The following is a 19,887-nucleotide window of genomic DNA, read 5'->3' on the forward strand; positions in this document are numbered from 1 at the left end:
AGGTACCATGAACCCGACCATCGATCTCATCCTTTCCCATCGCTCCATTCGCCAGTTCACGCCGGAGCCCGTCAGTGCCGAGCAACTCGATCAGATCCTGAGCGCCGCCCAGAGCGCCGCCAGCTCCAGCTTCCTGCAGGCCAACAGCATCATCCGGGTGACGGACAAGGGGTTGCGCGCCAGTCTGGCCGAGCTGGCCGGCCACCAGGCCTACGTGGCCGAGGCGGCGGAGTTCCTGCTGTTTTGTGCCGACTACCAGCGCCACAGCCAGATAGTACCGGAGGCCCGGACCGGCTTCGTGGAGCAGCTCCTCATCGGTGCCATCGACGGCGCCCTGATGGCACAGAATGCGCTGCTGGCCGCCCAGTCCCTGGGGCTGGGCGGTGTCTATATCGGCGGCATCCGCAACAACCCGGCCGCGGTGAGCGAGCTGCTGGGGCTGCCCCATCAGGTGATCCCCCTATTCGGCCTCTGCCTGGGCCATCCCGCCCAGCAGCCCGAGCAGAAGCCGCGGCTGCCCCGTGCCCTGGTGGTGCACGAGAACCGCTATCCAGAGACGCTCGATCGCGCCCTGCTGGCCCAATATGATCGGCAGATCCACGACTACTACCAGGCGCGCAGCAGCAACAACAAGGAGCAGACCTGGAGCGGGCAGATTAAGGCCATCCTCGGGAAGGAGGCCAGACCCTTCATGCTGGGCTTCCTGCAGTCAAAGGGTTTTTGCCTCAAGTAATGGAGGCGGCGGGCGATATGGAGCATGACGCCATGGAGATGGCTGTCACTTGGTTGCGTTGTTGTGAGACAAGCTGGGATCTGGGCGCTACCCTACGGGGCTAAGCTGTTGTAGGATCTCGCAATTGGATTGGGACTGGAGTGTGAACACCCTATGATTTTAACCTTGATATTGCTGTCAATCGGCGCACTCCTGTTTCTGGTCATCGCCTACAACGTGGTGCAGCAATACAAACAGAAGGCAGAGGCCGACAAGCGCCAAGCCATCGCCCGTCACAAGGCCGTGGCGGACGAGACCGAAGAGCTGCTGCTGAACGTCAACCTGGTGCCCTTCTCCAAGAACATGGTACTGCTGATGCAGCACCGCATCCTGGATGCCTATCGCGCCATCGCCTTGGTGATGCCCAACGTGCAGATCAAGCAGCGCATCGCCGACGTCCAGACCCAGATCAAGAATGTGCAGGAGAATTACAGCAGCCAGGACGAGGGGCACTTCAAGACGCCGGAGTCCGACCGCCAGGCTATCCAGATGCTGCAACTGGCCAAGAAGATGCGAGCCGTGCTGCGGGTCGAGCACAACAAGGGCAAGATAGATCCCCAGGGGTTCGCCCAGGAGGATCGCCGCCTCGAGCTGATGCAGCTCAAGATCAACATCGCCAACCTGCTCAAGCGGGCCATGGATGCCCAGATCCAGGGGCAGTACGGCACCTGCCGTCAGCTCTATACCAAGGGGCTCGGCGCCCTGGCCAATGTCTCCGACAAGGATCCCTACCTGCTGGCGCGGGAAGAGGACATGCGCCAGGGGATGCGGCAGCTGGAAGAACACCTGCAGCAGCACAGCGAGAAGGAGCTGCAGAACATCAAGGACAAAGAGGCGGACGAACTGGACGTCCTGTTCCAACCGAAGAAGAAATGGTGATCATGTCTCATCCACTGGATTCCACGCTGGGGCCCATGGCCCCATTCGTTTGCCAACTGCTCACGGAAATGCAGGCCGTCATGGGGGGCTCCGCGTTCCCCGTGGTGGATCACCTCTGCTACCGGGCTGCCACCCTGCCGGAATACCTGGACTTGAAAGAGGCACTGGCGGCCCACGGGGTCTTGCTGGTGGAGGGGATGATAGGAGGCCGCCCCATCGCCACCTATCGCCTGCACCAGCCCGTCTGCTGGCAACAGGTCACCGTTCCTTGCATCGAGCTGGCCGCCCCCAAGGCGGGTCGCAGCCATCAGGCCGGTCTCGAGCATATCGAGCTAGTGGTGCCGTCGCTGCACGCCCTGGTGGCGGCCCATCCCGGCGTGGCCTTCAAGACGGCCAACATCGACGACAGGCGCAATCCGGACGTGGGCCTGATGTTGCCCTCGGGGCAGATCAAGTTTCATCTGCGCCCTCTGAGCGAGGTGATCGACGAAGAGCTGTGCACCGGCGCCGTGGTGCCGGTCCCGCTGGACTATTACGACGGCCTGTGAACTGACGGCCGAACGCCGTGCCGGGTGACGGGAGGGGGCGGTGCCATGCGCCCCTTCAACCGGCCGAGCCAGAGGCTCAAGCCTGCGGTCACCCCCAGCACCAGCTCGATGCCGAGCACCAATCCCCCTAGTCCCCCCCGCTCCCAGAAGGGATGCAGATAGAGCCCGCCCAGACTGGCCCCCAGGTAGTACCCCACCAGATAGAGCGACGAGGCGAGCGCCCGGTCGTGCTCCACGTGCTGGCCGACCCAGGCGCTGGCGCAGGCGTGGGCGAGGAAGAAACCGAAACTCGAGACCAGCAGTCCCCCTATGATGGCGACCAGGGTTCCCTGCAACAGGGCGAGGCTGCCGAGCGCCATCAGGGCTATTCCCGCCAGCAGCATGCGCTGTGCCCCAAAGCGATGGGCGCCGCGGCCGCTCAGGGAGGAGGCTAGGGTGCCGGTGAGGTAGGTCAGGAACAGCATGCCGAGCCACTGGGTCGGCAGGGAGAAGGGGGCCTTGGCCAGCAGGAAGGTGAGGTAGCTGTACTGGTTCAAGAAGACCATGAAGTTGAGGCCGCCGATGAGGTAGGCTCCAACCAGGAGTGGATTGCCGAGGTGACTCTGGATGGCGCGGCGCAACTGGCCGGGGGCGGGCTCCACGGCCACGAAGCGGGTCTGGGCTGGCAGCAGCCAGATGACCAGGGGCAACAGGGTCAGGCTGATGGCCCCGATGCCGAGGAAGGTGTGCTGCCAGTCGCCGAACCAGCCGGCCAGCAGGCCGCCGACCACCCGGCCCGCGATGCCGCCGAGGGAGTTCGCGGCGATGTAGACCCCGACGGCGACGATCAGGGCGCGCTTGCTGAACTCTTCCCCCATGTAGGCGATGGCGGTGGCCGGCAACCCCGCCAGCAGGGCCCCCTGCAGGATGCGCAGGCTCACCAGCAGATCGAAGCGGGTCACCCAGGGGATGCACAGGGAGAGCAGGATGGCGCCGATCAGGCTCCACAGCATGATCCGCCGCCGTCCGAATCGGTCCGCCAGACGGGCGCAGATGAGCAGGGAGCCCGCGAGCCCGGCGGTGCAGCCGGCGAGGGTCCAGCTGGCGGACAGGGAGCTGACCGAGAAGACCTCGGCCAGGAGGGGGAGCAGGGGGTGAGTCTGGTAGAGATTGAGAAATACCAGGAAGGAGCCCAGGCTGAGGGCCAGGGTGGCGCGTATCCATTCGCGACTTCCGACTTCGATCATATGGAGGTGTCCCGACGACTTTTGTGCAGGGTAGTGCGGCGCGATATATAAATATAATATATTTAAATTATCACTCTAATAAATAAAGTTGATATGGATCTGAAACAGCTAGGTTATCTGCTGGCGGTGCGCGATGCCGGCTCCTTCACCCGGGCAGCCCAGGCACTGCATGTGGCCCAGCCGGCCGTTAGCATGGCCATCGCCAAGCTGGAGCAGCAGCTCGATCTGCGGCTGTTCGACCGCCAAGATCGCAGCGTGCGCCTCACCCCTGAGGGAGAGGTGCTCTGCCGTCATGCCGAACGGCTGCTGCGCCAGATGCACCAGGCCGAGGCCGAGATGGCCGAGCTCAAGGGGCTGGAGCGGGGGGAGGTGCGCATCGGCATCCCCTACATGATGGGGTCCTACTATTTTCCCCCTATCCTGATGGCCTTCAAGCACCGCTATCCGGGTCTTAGGATCCGGGTGGAGGAGGCGGGCACCCGGGAACTGCTCAGCCGCATGGTGGACGGCAGCCTGGATCTCGCCATTCTCATCACCAGCGATCTGCCGCCGGCCCTCGAGGGGGCCCAGCTGCTGCGCGAAGAGATGTTGATGGTGGTAGGGGAGGAGCACCCGCTGCGAGGCGCGGATGCGGTCTCGCTGGCGCAGTTCTTCGAACAGGAGCTCGCCATGTTCCGGCGGGGGTTCTACCACAGGGAGCACATGGAGGTGTTGGCGCAGGGGCTTGGGCTAGAGCCCAATATCGCCTTCGAGAGCAATCTCATACCACTGCTCAAGGCGGTGGTGCGGCAGGGATTCGCCGTGACCACCTTTCTGCGCATGGCGCTGGAAGAGGAGCCGGCGCTCACCGGCGTGCCTTTCGCGCCGCCCATCTTCCTGGACCTCTGCGTGGCCTGGCGGCGGGGGGACCCGCTTTCCATGGCCAATCGGGCGCTGCGGGATTTTCTATTGTCCCAGGCCTCGCCCGAGGATGGCCCCGCCAGGGACCGCCGCCCGCGGTGACGGCACCCACAAAAAACGCCTCCAACGGGAGGCGTTTTTCATGTCGGCGCTGACTCGCCGGGCATCACTTCTTGAACAGGTGATCCAGCTTGTTCGCCTTGGTGGAGAGGTAGAACTCGTTGTGGGGGTTGCGCCCTTCCTGCAGCGGCACGCGCTCCGCCACCGGAATGCCAAAGGATTCCATCGCCTTCATCTTGCGCGGGTTGTTGGTCATCAGGCGCAGGGACTTGACCTCCAGGGCCTTCAGCATATCGGCACAGATGGTGTAGTCGCGCATGTCGGCGGCAAAGCCCAGCGCCACGTTGGCCTCGACGGTGTCGGCGCCTTGATCCTGGAGGTGATAGGCGCGGATCTTGTTGAGCAGGCCGATGCCGCGCCCTTCCTGACGGACATAGAGCAGGACGCCGCGGCCTGCCTTGGCGATCTTCTCCAGGGCGGCCTGCAACTGGAAGCCGCAGTCGCAGCGCAGGCTGAACAGGGCATCCCCGGTCAGACACTCGGAATGGATGCGCCCCAGCACGGGCTCACCGTTCGTGATGTCGCCCATCACCAGCGCGGCATGATCCTTGCCAGTGCCGGTTTCCTGAAAACCAACCAGCGTGAAAGTGCCCCAGGGGGTCGGCAACTTGGATTTGGCCACGAGGGTAACGCTGCTCATATGGTTGCTCCTGACTACAGCTGCTTGAAAAAGGGCGGCTAGTGTAGCGCGCCTTGTGCATAACAACCATAAGAACAAAACCTTGCGCGAGGAGGGGGTTAGCAGATTGGTCATAATAGGCGCAATCGCGACGACTTTTGCGCAATTGTGTGCCCTGACAACTGCCAGCGTCGATGCATTCGGGTATAATCGGCGCCCATTATCCCATCCCGATCAGGGATGCGGGCAACCCGTCAAGATGCCGAGTACGCAGGAGAAAAGTTATGGCTCGTATGGCCCCTGTTATGACAATTGATGGCCCGAGTGGAGCCGGTAAGGGCACCCTGTGCCAGCTGTTGGCAGAGAAACTGGGTTGGCACCTGCTCGACTCCGGAGCCATCTATCGGGTGCTGGCCCTGGCGGCCTTGCATCACGATGTGGAGCTTGACTCCGAAGCCGCGCTGGTCCCCCTGGCCGCCAACCTGGACGTGCAGTTCCAGGTCGATGGGGATCTGGTCAAGGTGGTGCTGGAAGGGGAGGATGTCTCCCGTACCATTCGCTCCCAAGAAGTGAGCGATGCCGCCAGCAAGGTCGCCGTCTTCCCCCGGGTGCGCGAAGCCCTGCTGCGCCGTCAGCGTGCCTTCCGTCAGGCTCCCGGCCTCATCGCCGATGGCCGCGACATGGGCACAGTGGTTTTCCCCGAGGCCGAGGTGAAGATATTCCTCGACGCCAGCGCCGAGGAGCGGGCCCAGCGCCGCTATAAGCAGTTGCAAGATAAGGGCTTTGATGTTAACTTTGAGCGTCTTTTAACCGAGATTCGGGAACGTGATGATCGCGACAGAAATCGCGCCGTCGCCCCCCTGAAACCCGCGGAAGATGCTCTTGTGGTAGACTCAACGTCTATGACCATAGATGAAGTGCTGGTGACGGTACTCGCCTATGCGGAGCAACAACTTGGTGACATCGGCGCGAGCTGATGCCAGTCGTCTGCACCACGGATGGCGCAGATAATTAAAAACAACCCCGCTTGTGCCGGATTGCGAGTGGATGTTTCATTTGTGACATAAACAATGATCGAATCTTTTGCTCAACTCTTTGAAGAGTCCCTGAACGCCGTTGAAACCCGTCAAGGTTCCATCGTCAAGGGCACTGTCGTTGCTATCGAAAATGGTTTCGTACTGGTTGACGCCGGTCTGAAATCCGAGTCCGCTATCCCGGCTGAAGAATTCAAGAACGCCATGGGCGAGCTGGAAATCAACGTAGGTGACTCCGTTGACGTGGCTCTGGACTCTATCGAAGATGGTTTCGGCGAAACCAAGCTGTCCCGCGAAAAAGCCAAGCGCCACGAAGCCTGGCTGCAGCTTGAAAAAGCTTACGAAGAGCAAGCTACCGTTATCGGTATCATCAACGGCAAGGTCAAGGGTGGTTTCACCGTTGAACTGAACGGCATCCGTGCCTTCCTGCCGGGTTCTCTGGTTGACGTGCGTCCGATCCGTGACACCGCTCACCTGGAAAACAAAGAACTCGAGTTCAAGGTCATCAAGCTGGACCAGAAGCGCAACAACGTTGTGGTTTCCCGTCGTGCCGTGATCGAAACCGAGAACACCTCCGAGCGCGAAAGCCTGCTGGCCAACCTGCAAGAAGGTCAAGAAGTTAAGGGTATCGTCAAGAACCTGACCGACTACGGTGCATTCGTAGATCTGGGCGGTGTTGACGGCCTGCTGCACATCACCGACATGGCGTGGAAGCGCGTTAAGCATCCTTCCGAAATCGTCAACGTTGGCGACGAGATCGCAGTCAAGGTTCTGAAGTTCGACCGCGAGCGTACCCGTGTATCCCTGGGTCTGAAGCAGCTGGGCGAAGATCCCTGGGTTGCTATCGCCAAGCGTTACCCGGAGACCACCCGTCTGTCTGGCCGCGTGACCAACCTGACCGACTACGGCTGCTTCGTTGAAATCGAAGAAGGCGTTGAAGGCCTGGTACACGTATCCGAGATGGATTGGACCAACAAGAACATCCACCCGTCCAAGGTTGTCAACGTTGGCGACGTGGTTGACGTGATGGTTCTGGACATCGACGAAGAGCGTCGTCGTATCTCCCTGGGTCTGAAGCAGTGCAAGTCCAACCCGTGGCAGCTGTTTGCCGAAACTCACGCCAAGGGCGACCGTGTTTCCGGCAAGATCAAGTCCATCACTGACTTCGGTATCTTCATCGGTCTGGATGGCGGCATCGACGGCCTGGTTCACCTGTCTGACATCTCCTGGAACAACCAGGGCGAAGAAGCCGTGCGTGAATTCAAGAAGGGCGACGAGATCGAAGCCGTTGTTCTGCAAGTGGACCCGGAGCGCGAGCGCATCTCCCTGGGCGTCAAGCAGATCGAAGAAGACCCGTTCAACAAGTACCTGTCTGACAACAAGAAAGGTGCTATCGTGAAGGGTAAGGTTACCGAGGTTGATGCCAAGGGCGCCGTGATCGAACTGGCTGACGGCGTGGAAGGCTACCTGCGTGCTTCCGACGCTGCTCGTGACCGCGTAGAAGACGCCACTCTGGTGCTGTCTGTTGGTGACGAAGTTGAAGCCAAGTTCATGGGCGTTGATCGCAAGAACCGCACCGTAAGCCTGTCTGTCCGTGCCAAGGACGAGGCTGACGAGCGTGTTGCCATCGACAGCCTGAACCAGCAAGAAGAAGTTGTGTTCAGCAACGCCATGGCTGAAGCGTTCAAAGCCGCCAAGGGTGAATAATCCTTGATGCAAGAAAAGGGCGGCATTGCGCCGCCCTTTTTTATCCTGGCAAAATGATTATTGCATGTGATCGGGGAAGGAGATTTAACCTTATGACCAAATCAGATCTCATCGAACAACTGGCAGCCAGCCGCATGCACATGCCGGCCAAGGATGTTGAAGCCGCCATCAAGGAGATCCTTGAGCAGATGGCATCGACCTTGCAAAACGGCGACCGGATTGAAATCCGAGGATTTGGAAGTTTCTCACTGCACTATCGTGCGCCTCGCGTGGGCCGTAATCCCAAGACAGGGGACAAGGTTGAACTGACCGGGAAATATGTCCCGCACTTCAAGCCTGGCAAAGAGTTGCGCGAGCGCGTCAACATCGTCGAATAATGCAGAAATTGGCATACAAGGGTATGCCTTTTTTATTTTTACGACATTGAGGCCGTTCATTGTCGGGTTTCTAGAACTCTTTTCCCATTCGCTCTAGAGTCTGCCTGCGATTTTAAGGATAATCAGTCTCTCATTAGCTACAGACAGGGAGCTCCTATGAAGCGTATCTTGGCCCTCATCCCATTGGTGCTGGTGTTTGTATTGACCCTGGCCATAGGATCGCAAAATGGTCAGCTGGTTCAGTTCAATTATCTGATAGCTCAGGGTGAGTTCTCGCTCTCCATGTTGCTGGGGTTCTTCTTCGCCGGCGGTTTTCTGCTGGGCTGGCTGGTATTTGGTCTGCTGTTCCTGCGTCTCAAACTGCAAAATCGCACCCTGAACCGAACCATGCGTCGTCAATCTCGCGAGTTGGAGCTTGCCCGGTCGACAGCCAAGGAATAATGTCCCTCGATGCTTGAACTGCTTTTCCTGCTGTTGCCCATCGCCGCCGGTTATGGCTGGTACATGGGCCGCAGGAGTGTTCGCCAGGACACCCAGCAACAGAGTAACCAGTTTTCCCGCCAGTACGTGGCGGGCCTCAACTATTTGCTCTCTGACGAGTCGGACAAGGCGGTGGATCTCTTTATCCAGCTGCTGGAAGTCGACAGCGAAACCATCGAAACCCACCTCTCCCTCGGCAACCTGTTCCGTCAACGGGGCGAGGTCGATCGCGCCATCAAGATCCACCAGAACCTGGTCGCCCGTCAGCTGACCCGTGAGCAGCGTCAGCTCGCGCTGCAGGAGCTGGCCCGCGATTTTCTGGCCGCCGGCCTGCTGGATCGAGCCGAGGCCATCTGGAAGGAGCTGTGCGAGGACAGCGACTTCGAGGAGACGGCGCTCTCCCAGTTGCTCGTGATCCATCAGCAGTTGCGCGACTGGGACAGGGCCATCGAGGTGGCTATTCGCCTGCAGAAATTCCAGGGCAAGAAACTGGCCGAGCCCATCTCCCATTTCTATTGTGAACAGGCGGAGAGCGCCTTGCGCGACGGCGACAAGTCGGCGGGCATCGCCAGGCTGAAACGTGCGCTCGTCGCTCACCCGGCCTGCGCGCGCGCCAGCCTGCGCCTTGCTGAGCTCTCGATGGAGGAGGGCAGGTACGAGGAGGCCAGCAAGGATCTGCTGCGGGTGTTCGAGCAGGACATCGACTTTGCCTCCGAAGCCATGCCAAAACTGCTTCGGTGCTACCAGCAGACGGGCCGCAGCCAGGAGCTGATCCCGCTGCTGGAGAAAGCGGTGGAGGATCATGCCGGCGTCAGTGTGACCCTGGCCCTGGCCAATCTGGTGGAGGCGCGCGATGGCCTGAACCAGGCCCGCGCCCTGGTGCTGCGCCAGTTGCGGCGCCACCCCTCCATGAAGGGCTTCTACCAACTGGTGGGCTTCCAGCTGGCGAGCGCCGAGGAGGGGCCGGCCAAGGAGAGCCTCGAGCTGCTGCAGCAACTGGTGGGCGAGCAGATCAAGATAAAATCGACCCACAAATGCCGCCAGTGCGGCTTCGCCACCCATTCGCTGTTCTGGCAGTGCCCCTCCTGCCGGCAGTGGGGCACCATCAAGCCGATCCGCGGTCTGGATGGGGAATGAAGGGCACAAGGTGCCTTGCCTCTTGGGCTTAGCAGGCCTGAGCCCCGGACGAACAGGGCTATCCAAGTGATTCAGATGCCAGTGCGCAACCGGGGCCCCGGCTCGTGTTGCGCCTGGAGATGGCATAACAACCCATAGGAAGTGACATGCAAGACCCCAAAGTACTGGTTGCGCTGGATTATCAGCACGAGGCCGATGCCTTCGCCTTCATTGAGCAGATCTCCCCGGCCCAGTGCCGCCTCAAGGTGGGCAAGGAGATGTTTACCCTGTTTGGTCCCCAGTTCGTGCGCCAGTTGGTGGCCAAGGGTTTCGACGTCTTCCTGGATCTGAAATTCCACGACATCCCCAGCACGGTCGCCAAGGCCGTGGCCGCCAGCGCCGAGCTCGGCGTCTGGATGGTCAACGTCCATGCCAGCGGTGGCGAGCGCATGATGCGGGCCGCCAGGGAGGCGCTGCTGCCCTATGGTGACAAGGCGCCCCTGCTCATCGGGGTGACGGTGCTGACCAGCATGGAGCAGTCCGACATGGCTCCTCTGGGTCTGGATGTGACCCCGGCCGAGCAGGTGATCCGCCTGGCCACCCTTGCCAAGACGGCGGGACTGGACGGGGTGGTCTGCTCCGCCGAAGAGGCGAGCGCGCTAAAGGCCCTGCTCGGCGCCAACTTCAAGCTGGTGACCCCGGGCATTCGTCCGACCGGCTCGGCCGCCGGGGATCAGCGCCGCGTCATGACACCGCGGGCCGCGGTGGAGGCGGGGGCCGACTATCTGGTGATCGGTCGTCCCATCACCCAGGCTGCGGATCCAGCCGCCGTGCTGGGGGCGATCAACGCCGAGCTCAACGGCTAGTTTGTGTCGCCCAAATGCAACAGGCCGGATCCCGATCCGGCCTGTTGCATTTTGATGGAAAGACTAGTGCTGCTATGAGCGGGTGAACCTCGTACCCGCAGGGTTCAAGACTTGACGGCCTGCACACCCAGGCCGAGGGGGAAGAGACCGAGCAGCAGGCCGGCGGCCGAGCCGATGAAATGGGATTCGATGTGTACCCTTGCACCGATGAGGGCGGAGACCGGGCTCTCCCCGGCACTGTAGAAATCCAGGCCGAGCTTGATGACGATGCCCGCCAGCATCAGCCAGCCGGAATAGCGGCGGTAACGGATGTCCTGCATGGCGCCCCACACGAACAGGCCGTGCAGCAGGCCGGACAGCCCCATGTACCACTGGGTCTGCGGGCACCACCACCAGATCCCCAGCCCCACGGCCGCGCCCAGCAGCAACAGCAGCACGGGCAGGCGCCAGGCCGCCAGGTACTCCTGGAACAGGCTGTAGAGGACCGCCAGTCCGCTCAGGTTGAGCAGCAGGTGCCACAGATTGGTGTGGGCCAGATTGCCTGTTATGATGCGCCACCCTTCCCCCTGGGCGATCAGGTTGCGATCGAAGGCGAGCTGATGGTTTGGCACGGTGAAGAAGAGCAAGGCAGTGACGAGCGAAAGCGTGATGACCCAGAGCAGACCCGATTTTTCTGACAACATGAAACAGCCCAACGACAAAGAGAGCCGATACTGTACACGCTGTACCCGAGCCCTCAAAGCGTGCCTGTGCGAATATGTTCGGCAAGTGCCCCATCATGCTCCGCTCCATATCCTGCAACACCCGACCGAGGTGGGTCACCCCAAGGGGACGGCGGCGCTGCTGGCCGCTTCGCTCGGCCATGCCCGCATCCATGTGGGAGAGGATTTTGAGGGGGACGAAGGGCTCAACGCCTTGCTGGCCGACCCCGACGTGCAGTGTTACCTGTTGTGGCCAGATGACGAGGCGCTGACTCCGCTACAGGCCAGGGCGCACCTTGCACGCCGCGCAGGGCAAGGGAAGGCGAGCGCGCACTTTATCCTGCTCGACGGCACCTGGCGCAAGGCCTATCGCATGTTGCACCGCAACCCGGCCCTGCTCGGGCTGCCGCGGATCACGCTCGGCGCCATCGCCGGGCAATATTCCATTCGCAAAAGCCCCTTTCCCGGGGCCTTGTCGACCCTGGAGGCGGGCTACCATCTGTTATCCCAGTGGGAGGGGGACACCGAGCGCTTCGCCCCGCTGATGGCGCTCTTTACCCATTTGAACCGGCAGTGGCATGAGTTTGCCGATGGCCGCCGCCGATGAACTGTCCAGAGTACGCCGCCTGCTCGTCAGGGGGCCAAGAGGAGTGACCAACGTGAAAAAAGCCGTCGTGGTATTCAGTGGGGGGCAGGACAGCACCACCTGCCTGGTGCAGGCACAGGCCCGTTATGACGAAGTGCACGTCATCACCTTCGATTACGGCCAGCGCCACCGGGCGGAGATAGAGACCGCCCGCCAGCTGGCAGGGACGCTCGGGATCGCCGCCCACAAGGTGATGGACGTGACCATGTTGGGGGAGCTGGCCATCTCTGCCCTGACCCGGGACGACATACCGGTCAGCGGTGAACTGCAGGATAACGGCCTGCCCAATACCTTCGTGCCGGGGCGCAACATCCTGTTCCTGACCCTGGCCGCCATCTATGCCTACCAGGTCGGTGCCGAGGCAGTGATCACCGGGGTGTGCGAGACGGATTTCTCCGGCTATCCCGATTGCCGCGACGACTTCGTCAAGGCGCTCAACCAGGCGGTGTCGCTCGGGCTGGATCGCGCCATTCGTTTCGAGACCCCCCTGATGTGGCTCGACAAGGCCGAGACCTGGGCGCTGGCGGATCACTATGGCCACCTCGACACCGTGCGCCACCAGACCCTCACCTGCTACAACGGCATTCAGGGGGACGGTTGTGGCACCTGTCCTGCCTGCGAACTGCGGCGGCGGGGGCTCGATCGCTATCTGGCCGATCAGGGGGGCATCCGGGCTAGGCTGTTTGAGAAAACCGGGCTCGGCGAGAAAAGCGGATGTTGAGCCTGCGCCTCGGCAGCCTTTGGGGTATAATCCGCGGCTTTTGCAGCCAGTCGTGATCAAGATGCACTACCCAATCAACGAGATCTTCCAGACCATCCAGGGGGAGGGGGTCTTCACCGGCCTGCCCGCCATCTTCGTACGCCTGCAAGGCTGCCCTGTGGGCTGCCCCTGGTGCGATACCCGCCATACCTGGGTCGTGGATCCCGAGCGCGAGGTCGCGCGCGACGAGGTGCTCGATCGATCCAACGAATCCGATGGCTGGAGCAGGATGAGCACGGAGGATATTCTGGCCAGCTTCCAGCGGCTTGGCTACCTTGCGCGCCACGTGGTGTTAACCGGCGGCGAGCCCTGCCTCTATGATCTGAACGAGCTCTCGTCGGCCCTGGTGGCATCGGGCTACCAGGTTCAGATCGAGACCAGCGGTACCAGCGAGATCCTGACCCACGAGCAGACCTGGGTGACTGTCTCCCCCAAGATCGGCATGAAGGGGGGCCTGCCGGTGCTGGTGTCGGCCCTCGAGCGGGCCAACGAGATCAAGCATCCGGTGGCGACCGAGCACCATATCGAGGAGCTGGATGCCCTGCTGGCGACTGCCCGGCTGCGCCCCGACGTGGTGATCGCACTGCAACCCATCAGCCAGAAGCCCAGGGCCACCGAGCTGGCCATGGCGACCTGCATCGCCCGCAACTGGCGGCTCTCCATCCAGACCCACAAATACCTGAATATCGATTGATATGGACGGACTCTCCGATGAACGGGTATTGCTCACCCTGGCCAGCAAGATGCCCTACGGGAAATATCGGGGGCGACGCATCATCGATATTCCGGAGCCTTATCTGGTGTGGCTGGCGCGCAGCGGTTTTCCGGCCGGTGCCCTTGGCCAGTCATTGGCGCTGGCCTACGAGATAAAACTCAATGGGCTGGAGTCGATGATTATTCCCATTATTAACAGGATGTCAGAATGAGAATATATACGAGGCAGGGGGACAAAGGACTCACGCGGCTGGCCGACGGCACGTCTTTGGCTAAAGATGATCGGCGCGTGGAAACCTATGGCGCCATCGATGAGCTGAATTCCCAGATAGGGCTCTTGATGGCCGAAATACCCGCCGACGAGACGGCATTATTGGCCGAATTGATATTGTTGCAGCAGGAGCTGTTTGATTTGGGGGGCGAGCTGGCCTTTTCCAGCGAGGCGCAAAATCCCGCCTTGTGGCAGGTCAACGAGCGCTGGACCATTCGGCTCGAGCAACAGATCGATGCCTATAGCGCCCAATTACCGGCCCTGCGCAACTTCATCCTGCCGAGCGGCTCGCGGGCGGCGGCCCAGGCTCACGTAGTGCGAACCCTGACCCGTCGCTGCGAGCGCCTGCTGCTGGGCCTGAGCCGCGAGGAGCGGGTGAACCCCGCCGTGTTGCCCTATCTGAACCGGCTGAGTGACTGGTTTTTCACCGTAGCCAGATACCTGCTGGTCTCCTCGGGCACGCCGGAGATCCTCTGGGTCAAGGCGGCGGATAGGCGCTGAGGAGCTCATGGAGCGGGCAATAAAAAACCTCGCCTAGCGAGGTTTTTTATTGGGCGGGACAGAGTGCCAGGGATCAGATGGCAAATTCTTCCACCGACTTGCCTTCGGCCACGGCCTTGGCAATGACGGAGGGCATGCGACCCTGGCCGGTCCAGGTTTTTTCCACACCATTGTCCAGATAGCGATATTTGGCGGGGCGGGGGGCTCGCTTGCCCTTGCTTGCCTTGGGAGCATCGGCGACAACGGTATTGACCAATTCAGCGGGATCGATCCCGGCTGCCTTCAGCATTTCGGCGTATTCGGCAATTTTCTTTTGATGCTCTTCACGGGCCTGGCGCTCGGCAGATTCATCCTGCTGACGTTCGGCCACCACGGCGGAGAGTTTCTCCAAACCTTCTTCCAGCTGTTCCAGAGTCAATTCGCGGCAAGTCGCCCGCAGGCTACGGATATTCAACAGTACTTTCAAAAATTCGTTCATATTGGCTACCACGCGAGCAAGATATTAGGGGAAGAGATTGTTTTTTCGATAATCTATAGGGGGATTCGGCTTCAAGTCAAGCCTGCCGAAATAATTAATTAGCCTGATAAATTAAGTCAGATAAATATTCGTGGCGATATATTTTCCCGCATCTGTCTGCGTTCATTTCCGAATGAGTTCCAACCAGATGAAAATATCGTCGACATGAGCGATGGCGCACCATTTGACTACCATTTGCCTTGCTTGTGCCATACCTGCCTTGAAATTTAATCAAAAAACTTGCTATCACCCGGTAGCTCGATAAAATGTGCCGCGAATACCTTTAAGTAGAGGCGCGCTGCCTATGAGTAACCGAGCGGAGGGTGATGCCTGTGATGCTCGATGAAAGGAGTCGGCGCCGAAGTGACCAGGCCATCATACCGGGTTGCTGGTTCTGCATCTAATAGGTGCAGGACTGCCATAGTCATCCACTATGGAGCGCTACCTGAAGGGGCTGAGGAGTATACCCTCCCCATGGGTTTTGTTTCTTTGATCCTCTCGGTAGATCTCCACCTGTTGTCTTTAGGTGCAAAGAGATCATGGACATCATTCATTACGCCGACTCCGGTTGGTCCGTCGTTCCCCCCTTGCTGGCCGTCGCCCTGGCGATCATCACCCGTCGCGTCCTGGTGTCGCTGGGGGTGGGCATAGTCGCGGGCAGCCTGCTGCTCAACCAGTTTTCACCCCTCGCGTCACTGCACTACATGCTCGACACCGTGCTCAGGATCTTCTGGGTCGACGGTGCGCTCAACCGCGACAACGTCAACATGATCCTCTTCATGTTGCTGCTCGGCGGCCTCATCAGCCTGATGAGCGTCTCCGGCGCCACCCGGGCCTTTGCCGAGTGGGCCGAGCGCCGTGCCAAGACCCGCAAGGGAGCCAAGACCCTCACCGGCATGATGGTGTTCGCCTTCTTCATCGACGACTTCTTCCACAGCCTGTCAGTGGGGGCCATCTGCCGTCCGGTCACCGATCGCTTCCAGATCTCCCGCGCCAAGCTGGCCTACCTGCTGGACTCCACCGCGGCGCCGGTCTGCGTGCTGATGCCCATCTCCTCCTGGGGCGCCTACATCATCGCCCTGGTGGGGGGCATCATGGCGGCCCACGGTCTGACCGAGCAGAGCCCCATCTCCGCCTTCGTCGAGATGATCCCGATGAACCTCTATGCGGTGTTCACCCTGATCATGGTGCTGGTGGTGATCGCCTTCCAGCTCGACATCGGCCCCATGCGCCAGCATGAGCAGTGGGCCCTGGAGGGCAAGCTGTGGGATGAGTCCAAGGGACGTCCCATCGGTCTGGACATGGAGAGCCCACAGGAGAGCAACGGCGGCATGATCGACATGGTGCTGCCGATCCTGACCCTCACCCTGGCCACCGTCTACTTCATGATCGACTCCGGAGCCAGCGTGCTGGAGAGCAAAGGGCTGCCGTTCAGCGTGCTCGGATCGTTCGAGAACACCAACGTCGGCTCCTCCCTGGTCTATGGCGCCCTGTGCAGTCTGGTGGTCTCCATCGGTCTGGCCATGCGCCTCAAGCTCGGGGCCAGCAACTGGATGAAGGCCGCGCCTCAGGGGATCATGGCCATGCTGCCCGCCATCAACATCCTGCTGTTTGCCTGGACCATAGGCGCCGTGGTGCGCGACGTGGAGACCGGCAAATACCTGGCCTCCCTGGCCAACGGCAACCTGCCCATCGAGGTGCTGCCGGCGGTGGTGTTCATCCTCTCCTGTGCCATGGCCTTTGCCACCGGCACCAGCTGGGGCACCTTCGGCATCATGCTGCCGCTCGCCGGCGACATGGCGGCCGCCAGCGACCTCAGCCTGATGCTGCCCATGCTGGCCGCCGTGCTGGCGGGCTCGGTGTTCGGCGATCACAGCTCGCCCATCTCCAGCACCAGCATCCTCTCGGCCACGGGGGCCGGTTGCCACCACATCGATCACGTGATGACCCAGCTGCCCTATGCGCTGGCCATCGCCTTCGGCGCCGCCCTCGGCTATCTGGTGATGGGCTTGATGCACTCCGTGCTGGCAGGCTTTACCGTCAGTGCGCTCTGGTTCCTGATCTTCTCCGGCTACCATCTGCGCAAAACCCGGCAGCATCGCGCGCTGGCCGTCGCATAAGAGAACAAGGGGCCTTCGGGTCCCTTGGTTTTGGCGGGGGCTTTCGTTAGCATGCCCCCCATCATTCCCGTATCGGAACTCCACCATGGCTTCATTGCACTACAAATTCGCCACCATGAACTCGGGCAAGTCGACCCAGCTCATCCAGGCGCACTTCAACTACCTGGAGCGGGGCATGGTTCCGCTGGCCATGACCCCCGCCATCGATGATCGCTTCGGCGTCGGGGTGATCAGCGCCAGGGTGGGGCTGGAGTTGAGGGTGGAGGTCTTCAGCGACAGCTGCGATCTGTTCGAGATGGTCAAGGCCCGCCACGCCGAGCGGCACATCGATGTCTTCATCGTCGACGAGGCCCAGTTCCTGACCCGCGAGCAGGTCTACCAGCTCGCCCGCATCGTGGACGAGCAGGACATCCCGGTGATCGCCTACGGCCTCAAGACCGACTTTCGCGGGGAGCTCTTCCCTGGCTCCTACCACCTGCTATGCCTGGCAGACAAGTTCGAGGAGCTGAAAAGCATCTGCTGGTGCGGCAACAAGGCGCACATGAACTCTCGCGTCAACGAGGCGGGGCAGGTGATGCGCGATGGCGAGCAGGTGGAGATTGGCGGCAACGATCGCTATGTGTCGCTCTGCCGCAAGCACTACCTGGAGGGACGGGCGTTCAAGTAAGGCTGGCCATCATCCACAAAGGGCGCCCATCCGGCGCCCTTTTGTTTGCCCGGGGCTCAGTCGATCTCGATGTCGACGGGGGCGATGATGGGATCGGCCACCGGCAGGCGGTGGAACAGCTGGCGGAAGTGTTGCTGCACCCGTCCTATGTCGACGAGCGACATGCCGGAGGCGAAGCCGAACCAGACGTAGAGACCGGTGAGATCGCGAAACATGGGGGGCAGGTAGCGCGGTGCATCGATGAGCCCCTCCAGATAGTGCTGGTAGAGCACCGGGATGTCGTCCAGGGTCACCTTGCCGACGAACAGCATGGGCAGGATCTCGGGGACTCCCTCCAGCACGGTGCTGCGGATGAAGTTGACGGTCTCCACATAGCCCTTCACATAGGAGAGATCCTTGGTAAAGCAGGCGCCCCCCGCCACCATGCCGCCGCGAAACACCCGCTGGGTGATCTTGTAGGCGTCGTGCTCGCTGGTGCCTTTCTCGACGAAGTGGCGAAACACCTCGACGAAGTCGGCGCCGCGCTCCGCCATGTCGATGGCCATGACCCGATCCGAGATGCGCTTGGCCCTGTCCGGAAAGGAGCTGAAGGTGAGGGTCTCGATAAGCACGGCCAACCCCTCCTGACAGGCGGTGATGCGCGGCGAGCCTGCCCCGAGCCAGGTGGCATAGGATTGCTGCCGACCGTTCAGGGTGGTGCCCACGTGGACCCAGCCCTCGTGCACCTCCAGCACCTGCAGGTCGAGCTCAGAGAAGCGGGCGTGGGAGCTCAGCTTGATGTAATCCCCCCCGGCGGCGGCATCGGAGACGATGCCATCGCTCAGCTTGACCTGCACGGTGCCGTCGCTGAAATAGTTCGACAGCTTGCCCTGCAGCCTGGCCACCGCCGCGTCCCCCTCGAACTCCTTGGGGTAGGGGCGCACCAGATGGCGGGCCCCCGGCAGGGAGAAGATGTCGCACAATCTGGCCCCCAGCTCTTTCAGGGTCTTGCGATCACCGCGCAGGTGATCGCTCGCCGAGCCGTAGAGTCGCTGGCTGTAACGCTGAAAGTCCGGCTGCCCGCGCTGGCGCAGCATCTCGATCACCACCATGTACTGATCCACCGTCTCTTGCAGGATCCGGCCCAGATCGTCCTGAGGGCCGAGCCGCCTGCGGATCCTGTCCCTCAGCTCCTTGAGCTCCAGATACTTGTTGCGCGGCTCGAAGCCGAGGGGGAGGGTGCGATAGAAGTCGGCATCGATGGCGGGCAGCGCCTGCCCCCCTCTGGCGAGAAAGTCGGCTTGCAGGTGGCGGGGCCACTTGATGGCATCCAGGATGCGGATGGGTTTTTGCAGGGCGAGCAGTTCATCCGAGAGGGATTTCAAGTGCAGGCGATACTTTTCTTGGATGGTCATCGGGCTCTTTGGTTGGAGGCGGGTGCGCTACGAGAATGGCTGAGTATAGGCATTGGGATAGTCAAAAAGAAGCGGGACGACGGCCGATCCGGCCCCTCTACTTTTGGTTGCCTGAAAATTGGTTTAGACTGCGCCCCTTGATCCTTATTGTGTCGTGGAAATGATGAATATCCCCAGCTCTGAAATGATAATGCGTTGGTTGCAGCAGGCCCGGATCGAGCACTATGTGTGCGATCAGTGCCACGGCATTCACATGGTCTCCCTGCAGTCCGTCGAGGGCATCCAGGAGAGCCGGATCTTCGTCGAAGAGGAAGGGCTGCTGTTCTCATCCGAGCTGGAAGTGCGCCCCTCGGCATTGCTGTCGCTCGTGGCCGAGCTGGGCCGTCTCAACATGCAATACCCGTCCCTCAAGGTGTTCCTCGACATCATCGACGACAACCTGCCGCGTCTCATCGTCGGCCATACCGTCTTCACCAGGGCGGGGCTCAGCGTGGAGCAGTTCCTGCTGTTCGTGGAAAGCACCACCTCCGCGACCCACGAAGTGGTCTCCGAGTGCGAGCGCCTGGGCTTCCTGAACCTGCCGGAAGTCCAGGTGGCACCGGAGTCCGTGCACTGATCCCGGGGATGGCGCTGTGCGTTAAATGCGCGAACGGTTCGCCGCGGTCAAAAAGCCGTTGACGCCAGCGGGCCTTTCCCCTAAATTACGCCCCGTTCCGGCGCGATGGCGCAGTGACCCGTGTTGGCTGAACACGTTAAACCACAGACCAAAATTTGGTGAGCTGTCCGAGTGGCTGCCCACCGACGAAGTCGGCAAGAAAGCACGCGTAGCGTGTTCCGAAAGCCACTTCAAAGAAGTAAAAATTTGGTGAGGTGTCCGAGTGGCTGAAGGAGCACGCCTGGAAAGTGTGTATACGGCAACGTATCGAGGGTTCGAATCCCTCCCTCACCGCCA

23 protein-coding genes, 1 tRNA gene and 1 riboswitch are annotated in these 19,887 nt (G+C 61.2%); of the genes, 19 read left to right on the plus strand and 5 right to left on the minus strand.

The window, feature by feature from the left end:
• Positions 1-7 precede the first annotated feature (7 nt).
• The 3 genes from nfsA (at position 8) to AB5Y72_RS04655 (ending at position 2,199) form a co-directional block, all read left to right on the plus strand.
• Positions 8-733: an oxygen-insensitive NADPH nitroreductase gene (gene nfsA, locus AB5Y72_RS04645; protein WP_042076524.1), complete on the plus strand. Its 726-nt coding sequence runs from the start codon at positions 8-10 to the stop codon at positions 731-733.
• A gap of 153 nt (positions 734-886) precedes the next feature.
• Positions 887-1,651: a hypothetical protein gene (locus AB5Y72_RS04650; RefSeq protein ID WP_042076523.1), complete on the plus strand. Its 765-nt coding sequence runs from the start codon at positions 887-889 to the stop codon at positions 1,649-1,651.
• Complete coding sequence (locus tag AB5Y72_RS04655; protein ID WP_219142006.1) at positions 1,645-2,199, plus strand: VOC family protein; 555 nt, start codon at positions 1,645-1,647, stop codon at positions 2,197-2,199. The genes AB5Y72_RS04650 and AB5Y72_RS04655 overlap by 7 nt, the downstream gene beginning before the upstream one ends.
• Here AB5Y72_RS04655 and AB5Y72_RS04660 read toward each other — a convergent pair.
• Positions 2,184-3,425 carry an MFS transporter gene (locus AB5Y72_RS04660; protein ID WP_368198638.1) on the minus strand — a complete coding sequence of 414 codons (1,242 nt, stop codon included), beginning with the start codon at positions 3,423-3,425 and terminating at the stop codon, positions 2,184-2,186. The two genes, AB5Y72_RS04655 and AB5Y72_RS04660, sit on opposite strands and share 16 nt — an antisense overlap.
• A 93-nt stretch (positions 3,426-3,518) precedes the next feature.
• Here AB5Y72_RS04660 and AB5Y72_RS04665 point away from each other — a divergent pair, with 93 nt between their 5' ends.
• Positions 3,519-4,427 (plus strand): LysR family transcriptional regulator, encoded by a 909-nt coding sequence (locus AB5Y72_RS04665; RefSeq protein ID WP_209792631.1) that lies wholly within the window; start codon positions 3,519-3,521, stop codon positions 4,425-4,427.
• 64 nt (positions 4,428-4,491) lie between these two features.
• On the opposite strand, the gene ribA is transcribed toward AB5Y72_RS04665, so the two are convergent.
• Positions 4,492-5,085 carry a GTP cyclohydrolase II gene (ribA, locus tag AB5Y72_RS04670; protein ID WP_042076516.1) on the minus strand — a complete coding sequence of 198 codons (594 nt, stop codon included), beginning with the start codon at positions 5,083-5,085 and terminating at the stop codon, positions 4,492-4,494.
• Positions 5,086-5,348: 263 nt separating this feature from the next.
• Between ribA and cmk the strand changes: the two genes are divergently transcribed.
• From cmk to pyrF, 6 genes are all read left to right on the plus strand, one after another.
• The gene (gene cmk, locus AB5Y72_RS04675) at positions 5,349-6,041 is read left to right on the plus strand and encodes a (d)CMP kinase (protein ID WP_042076515.1); all 693 of its coding nucleotides are present in this window, start codon (positions 5,349-5,351) and stop codon (positions 6,039-6,041) included.
• Positions 6,042-6,134: 93 nt separating this feature from the next.
• Positions 6,135-7,805: a 30S ribosomal protein S1 gene (gene rpsA / locus AB5Y72_RS04680; RefSeq protein ID WP_011705690.1), complete on the plus strand. Its 1,671-nt coding sequence runs from the start codon at positions 6,135-6,137 to the stop codon at positions 7,803-7,805.
• A 92-nt stretch (positions 7,806-7,897) separates the two neighbouring features.
• Positions 7,898-8,182, plus strand: coding sequence for an integration host factor subunit beta (ihfB, locus tag AB5Y72_RS04685; RefSeq protein WP_005337145.1), 285 nt, complete (start codon positions 7,898-7,900; stop codon positions 8,180-8,182).
• Between the two features lie 156 nt (positions 8,183-8,338).
• The gene (locus AB5Y72_RS04690) at positions 8,339-8,623 is read left to right on the plus strand and encodes a LapA family protein (RefSeq protein WP_042016623.1); all 285 of its coding nucleotides are present in this window, start codon (positions 8,339-8,341) and stop codon (positions 8,621-8,623) included.
• Between the two features lie 9 nt (positions 8,624-8,632).
• Positions 8,633-9,799 carry a lipopolysaccharide assembly protein LapB gene (gene lapB, locus AB5Y72_RS04695; protein WP_325782934.1) on the plus strand — a complete coding sequence of 389 codons (1,167 nt, stop codon included), beginning with the start codon at positions 8,633-8,635 and terminating at the stop codon, positions 9,797-9,799.
• A 146-nt stretch (positions 9,800-9,945) separates the two neighbouring features.
• Positions 9,946-10,644: an orotidine-5'-phosphate decarboxylase gene (pyrF, locus tag AB5Y72_RS04700; protein WP_325782933.1), complete on the plus strand. Its 699-nt coding sequence runs from the start codon at positions 9,946-9,948 to the stop codon at positions 10,642-10,644.
• A gap of 104 nt (positions 10,645-10,748) precedes the next feature.
• Here pyrF and rrtA read toward each other — a convergent pair whose 3' ends face one another.
• Positions 10,749-11,327, minus strand: a complete 579-nt coding sequence (gene rrtA, locus AB5Y72_RS04705; protein ID WP_244462922.1) for a rhombosortase — start codon at positions 11,325-11,327, stop codon at positions 10,749-10,751.
• Here rrtA and AB5Y72_RS04710 point away from each other — a divergent pair.
• The 5 genes from AB5Y72_RS04710 (at position 11,293) to AB5Y72_RS04730 (ending at position 14,237) form a co-directional block, all read left to right on the plus strand.
• Positions 11,293-11,952 carry a tRNA-uridine aminocarboxypropyltransferase gene (locus tag AB5Y72_RS04710; RefSeq protein WP_325782932.1) on the plus strand — a complete coding sequence of 220 codons (660 nt, stop codon included), beginning with the start codon at positions 11,293-11,295 and terminating at the stop codon, positions 11,950-11,952. The two genes, rrtA and AB5Y72_RS04710, sit on opposite strands and share 35 nt — an antisense overlap.
• A 52-nt stretch (positions 11,953-12,004) precedes the next feature.
• Positions 12,005-12,712 carry a 7-cyano-7-deazaguanine synthase QueC gene (gene queC / locus AB5Y72_RS04715; RefSeq protein ID WP_368198639.1) on the plus strand — a complete coding sequence of 236 codons (708 nt, stop codon included), beginning with the start codon at positions 12,005-12,007 and terminating at the stop codon, positions 12,710-12,712.
• Positions 12,713-12,773: 61 nt separating this feature from the next.
• Positions 12,774-13,445 (plus strand): 7-carboxy-7-deazaguanine synthase QueE, encoded by a 672-nt coding sequence (gene queE / locus AB5Y72_RS04720; protein ID WP_368198640.1) that lies wholly within the window; start codon positions 12,774-12,776, stop codon positions 13,443-13,445.
• A gap of 1 nt (position 13,446) precedes the next feature.
• A complete protein-coding gene (locus AB5Y72_RS04725) occupies positions 13,447-13,677 on the plus strand; it encodes a DUF3820 family protein (protein ID WP_042076511.1) in 231 nt (76 codons plus the stop codon).
• Complete coding sequence (locus tag AB5Y72_RS04730) at positions 13,674-14,237, plus strand: cob(I)yrinic acid a,c-diamide adenosyltransferase (protein WP_368198641.1); 564 nt, start codon at positions 13,674-13,676, stop codon at positions 14,235-14,237. Before AB5Y72_RS04725 ends, AB5Y72_RS04730 begins: the two co-directional genes overlap by 4 nt.
• A 73-nt stretch (positions 14,238-14,310) precedes the next feature.
• On the opposite strand, the gene AB5Y72_RS04735 is transcribed toward AB5Y72_RS04730, so the two are convergent.
• On the minus strand, positions 14,311-14,715 hold the full coding sequence (locus AB5Y72_RS04735; protein WP_216990424.1) for an H-NS family nucleoid-associated regulatory protein: 405 nt from the start codon (positions 14,713-14,715) through the stop codon (positions 14,311-14,313).
• A gap of 319 nt (positions 14,716-15,034) precedes the next feature.
• Positions 15,035-15,206, plus strand: a riboswitch (Lysine riboswitch).
• Between the two features lie 87 nt (positions 15,207-15,293).
• On the opposite strand from AB5Y72_RS04735, the gene AB5Y72_RS04740 reads away from it, so the two are divergent.
• Both AB5Y72_RS04740 and AB5Y72_RS04745 read left to right on the plus strand, forming a co-directional pair.
• The gene (locus AB5Y72_RS04740) at positions 15,294-16,874 is read left to right on the plus strand and encodes a Na+/H+ antiporter NhaC family protein (protein ID WP_325782929.1); all 1,581 of its coding nucleotides are present in this window, start codon (positions 15,294-15,296) and stop codon (positions 16,872-16,874) included.
• Positions 16,875-16,959: 85 nt separating this feature from the next.
• On the plus strand, positions 16,960-17,541 hold the full coding sequence (locus AB5Y72_RS04745) for a thymidine kinase (RefSeq protein ID WP_042076506.1): 582 nt from the start codon (positions 16,960-16,962) through the stop codon (positions 17,539-17,541).
• Between the two features lie 56 nt (positions 17,542-17,597).
• Here AB5Y72_RS04745 and AB5Y72_RS04750 read toward each other — a convergent pair whose 3' ends face one another.
• The gene (locus AB5Y72_RS04750) at positions 17,598-18,935 is read right to left on the minus strand and encodes a flavohemoglobin expression-modulating QEGLA motif protein (RefSeq protein WP_318161494.1); all 1,338 of its coding nucleotides are present in this window, start codon (positions 18,933-18,935) and stop codon (positions 17,598-17,600) included.
• Between the two features lie 160 nt (positions 18,936-19,095).
• Between AB5Y72_RS04750 and AB5Y72_RS04755 the strand changes: the two genes are divergently transcribed.
• Positions 19,096-19,551 carry a YbjN domain-containing protein gene (locus AB5Y72_RS04755; RefSeq protein ID WP_325782928.1) on the plus strand — a complete coding sequence of 152 codons (456 nt, stop codon included), beginning with the start codon at positions 19,096-19,098 and terminating at the stop codon, positions 19,549-19,551.
• A gap of 248 nt (positions 19,552-19,799) precedes the next feature.
• Positions 19,800-19,887: transfer RNA gene (locus AB5Y72_RS04760), tRNA-Ser, on the plus strand.

Origin of the sequence: Aeromonas sp. R7-4 (assembly GCF_040908055.1) — a bacterium.
GTDB classification, from domain to species: Bacteria; Pseudomonadota; Gammaproteobacteria; order Enterobacterales; family Aeromonadaceae; genus Aeromonas; species Aeromonas sanarellii.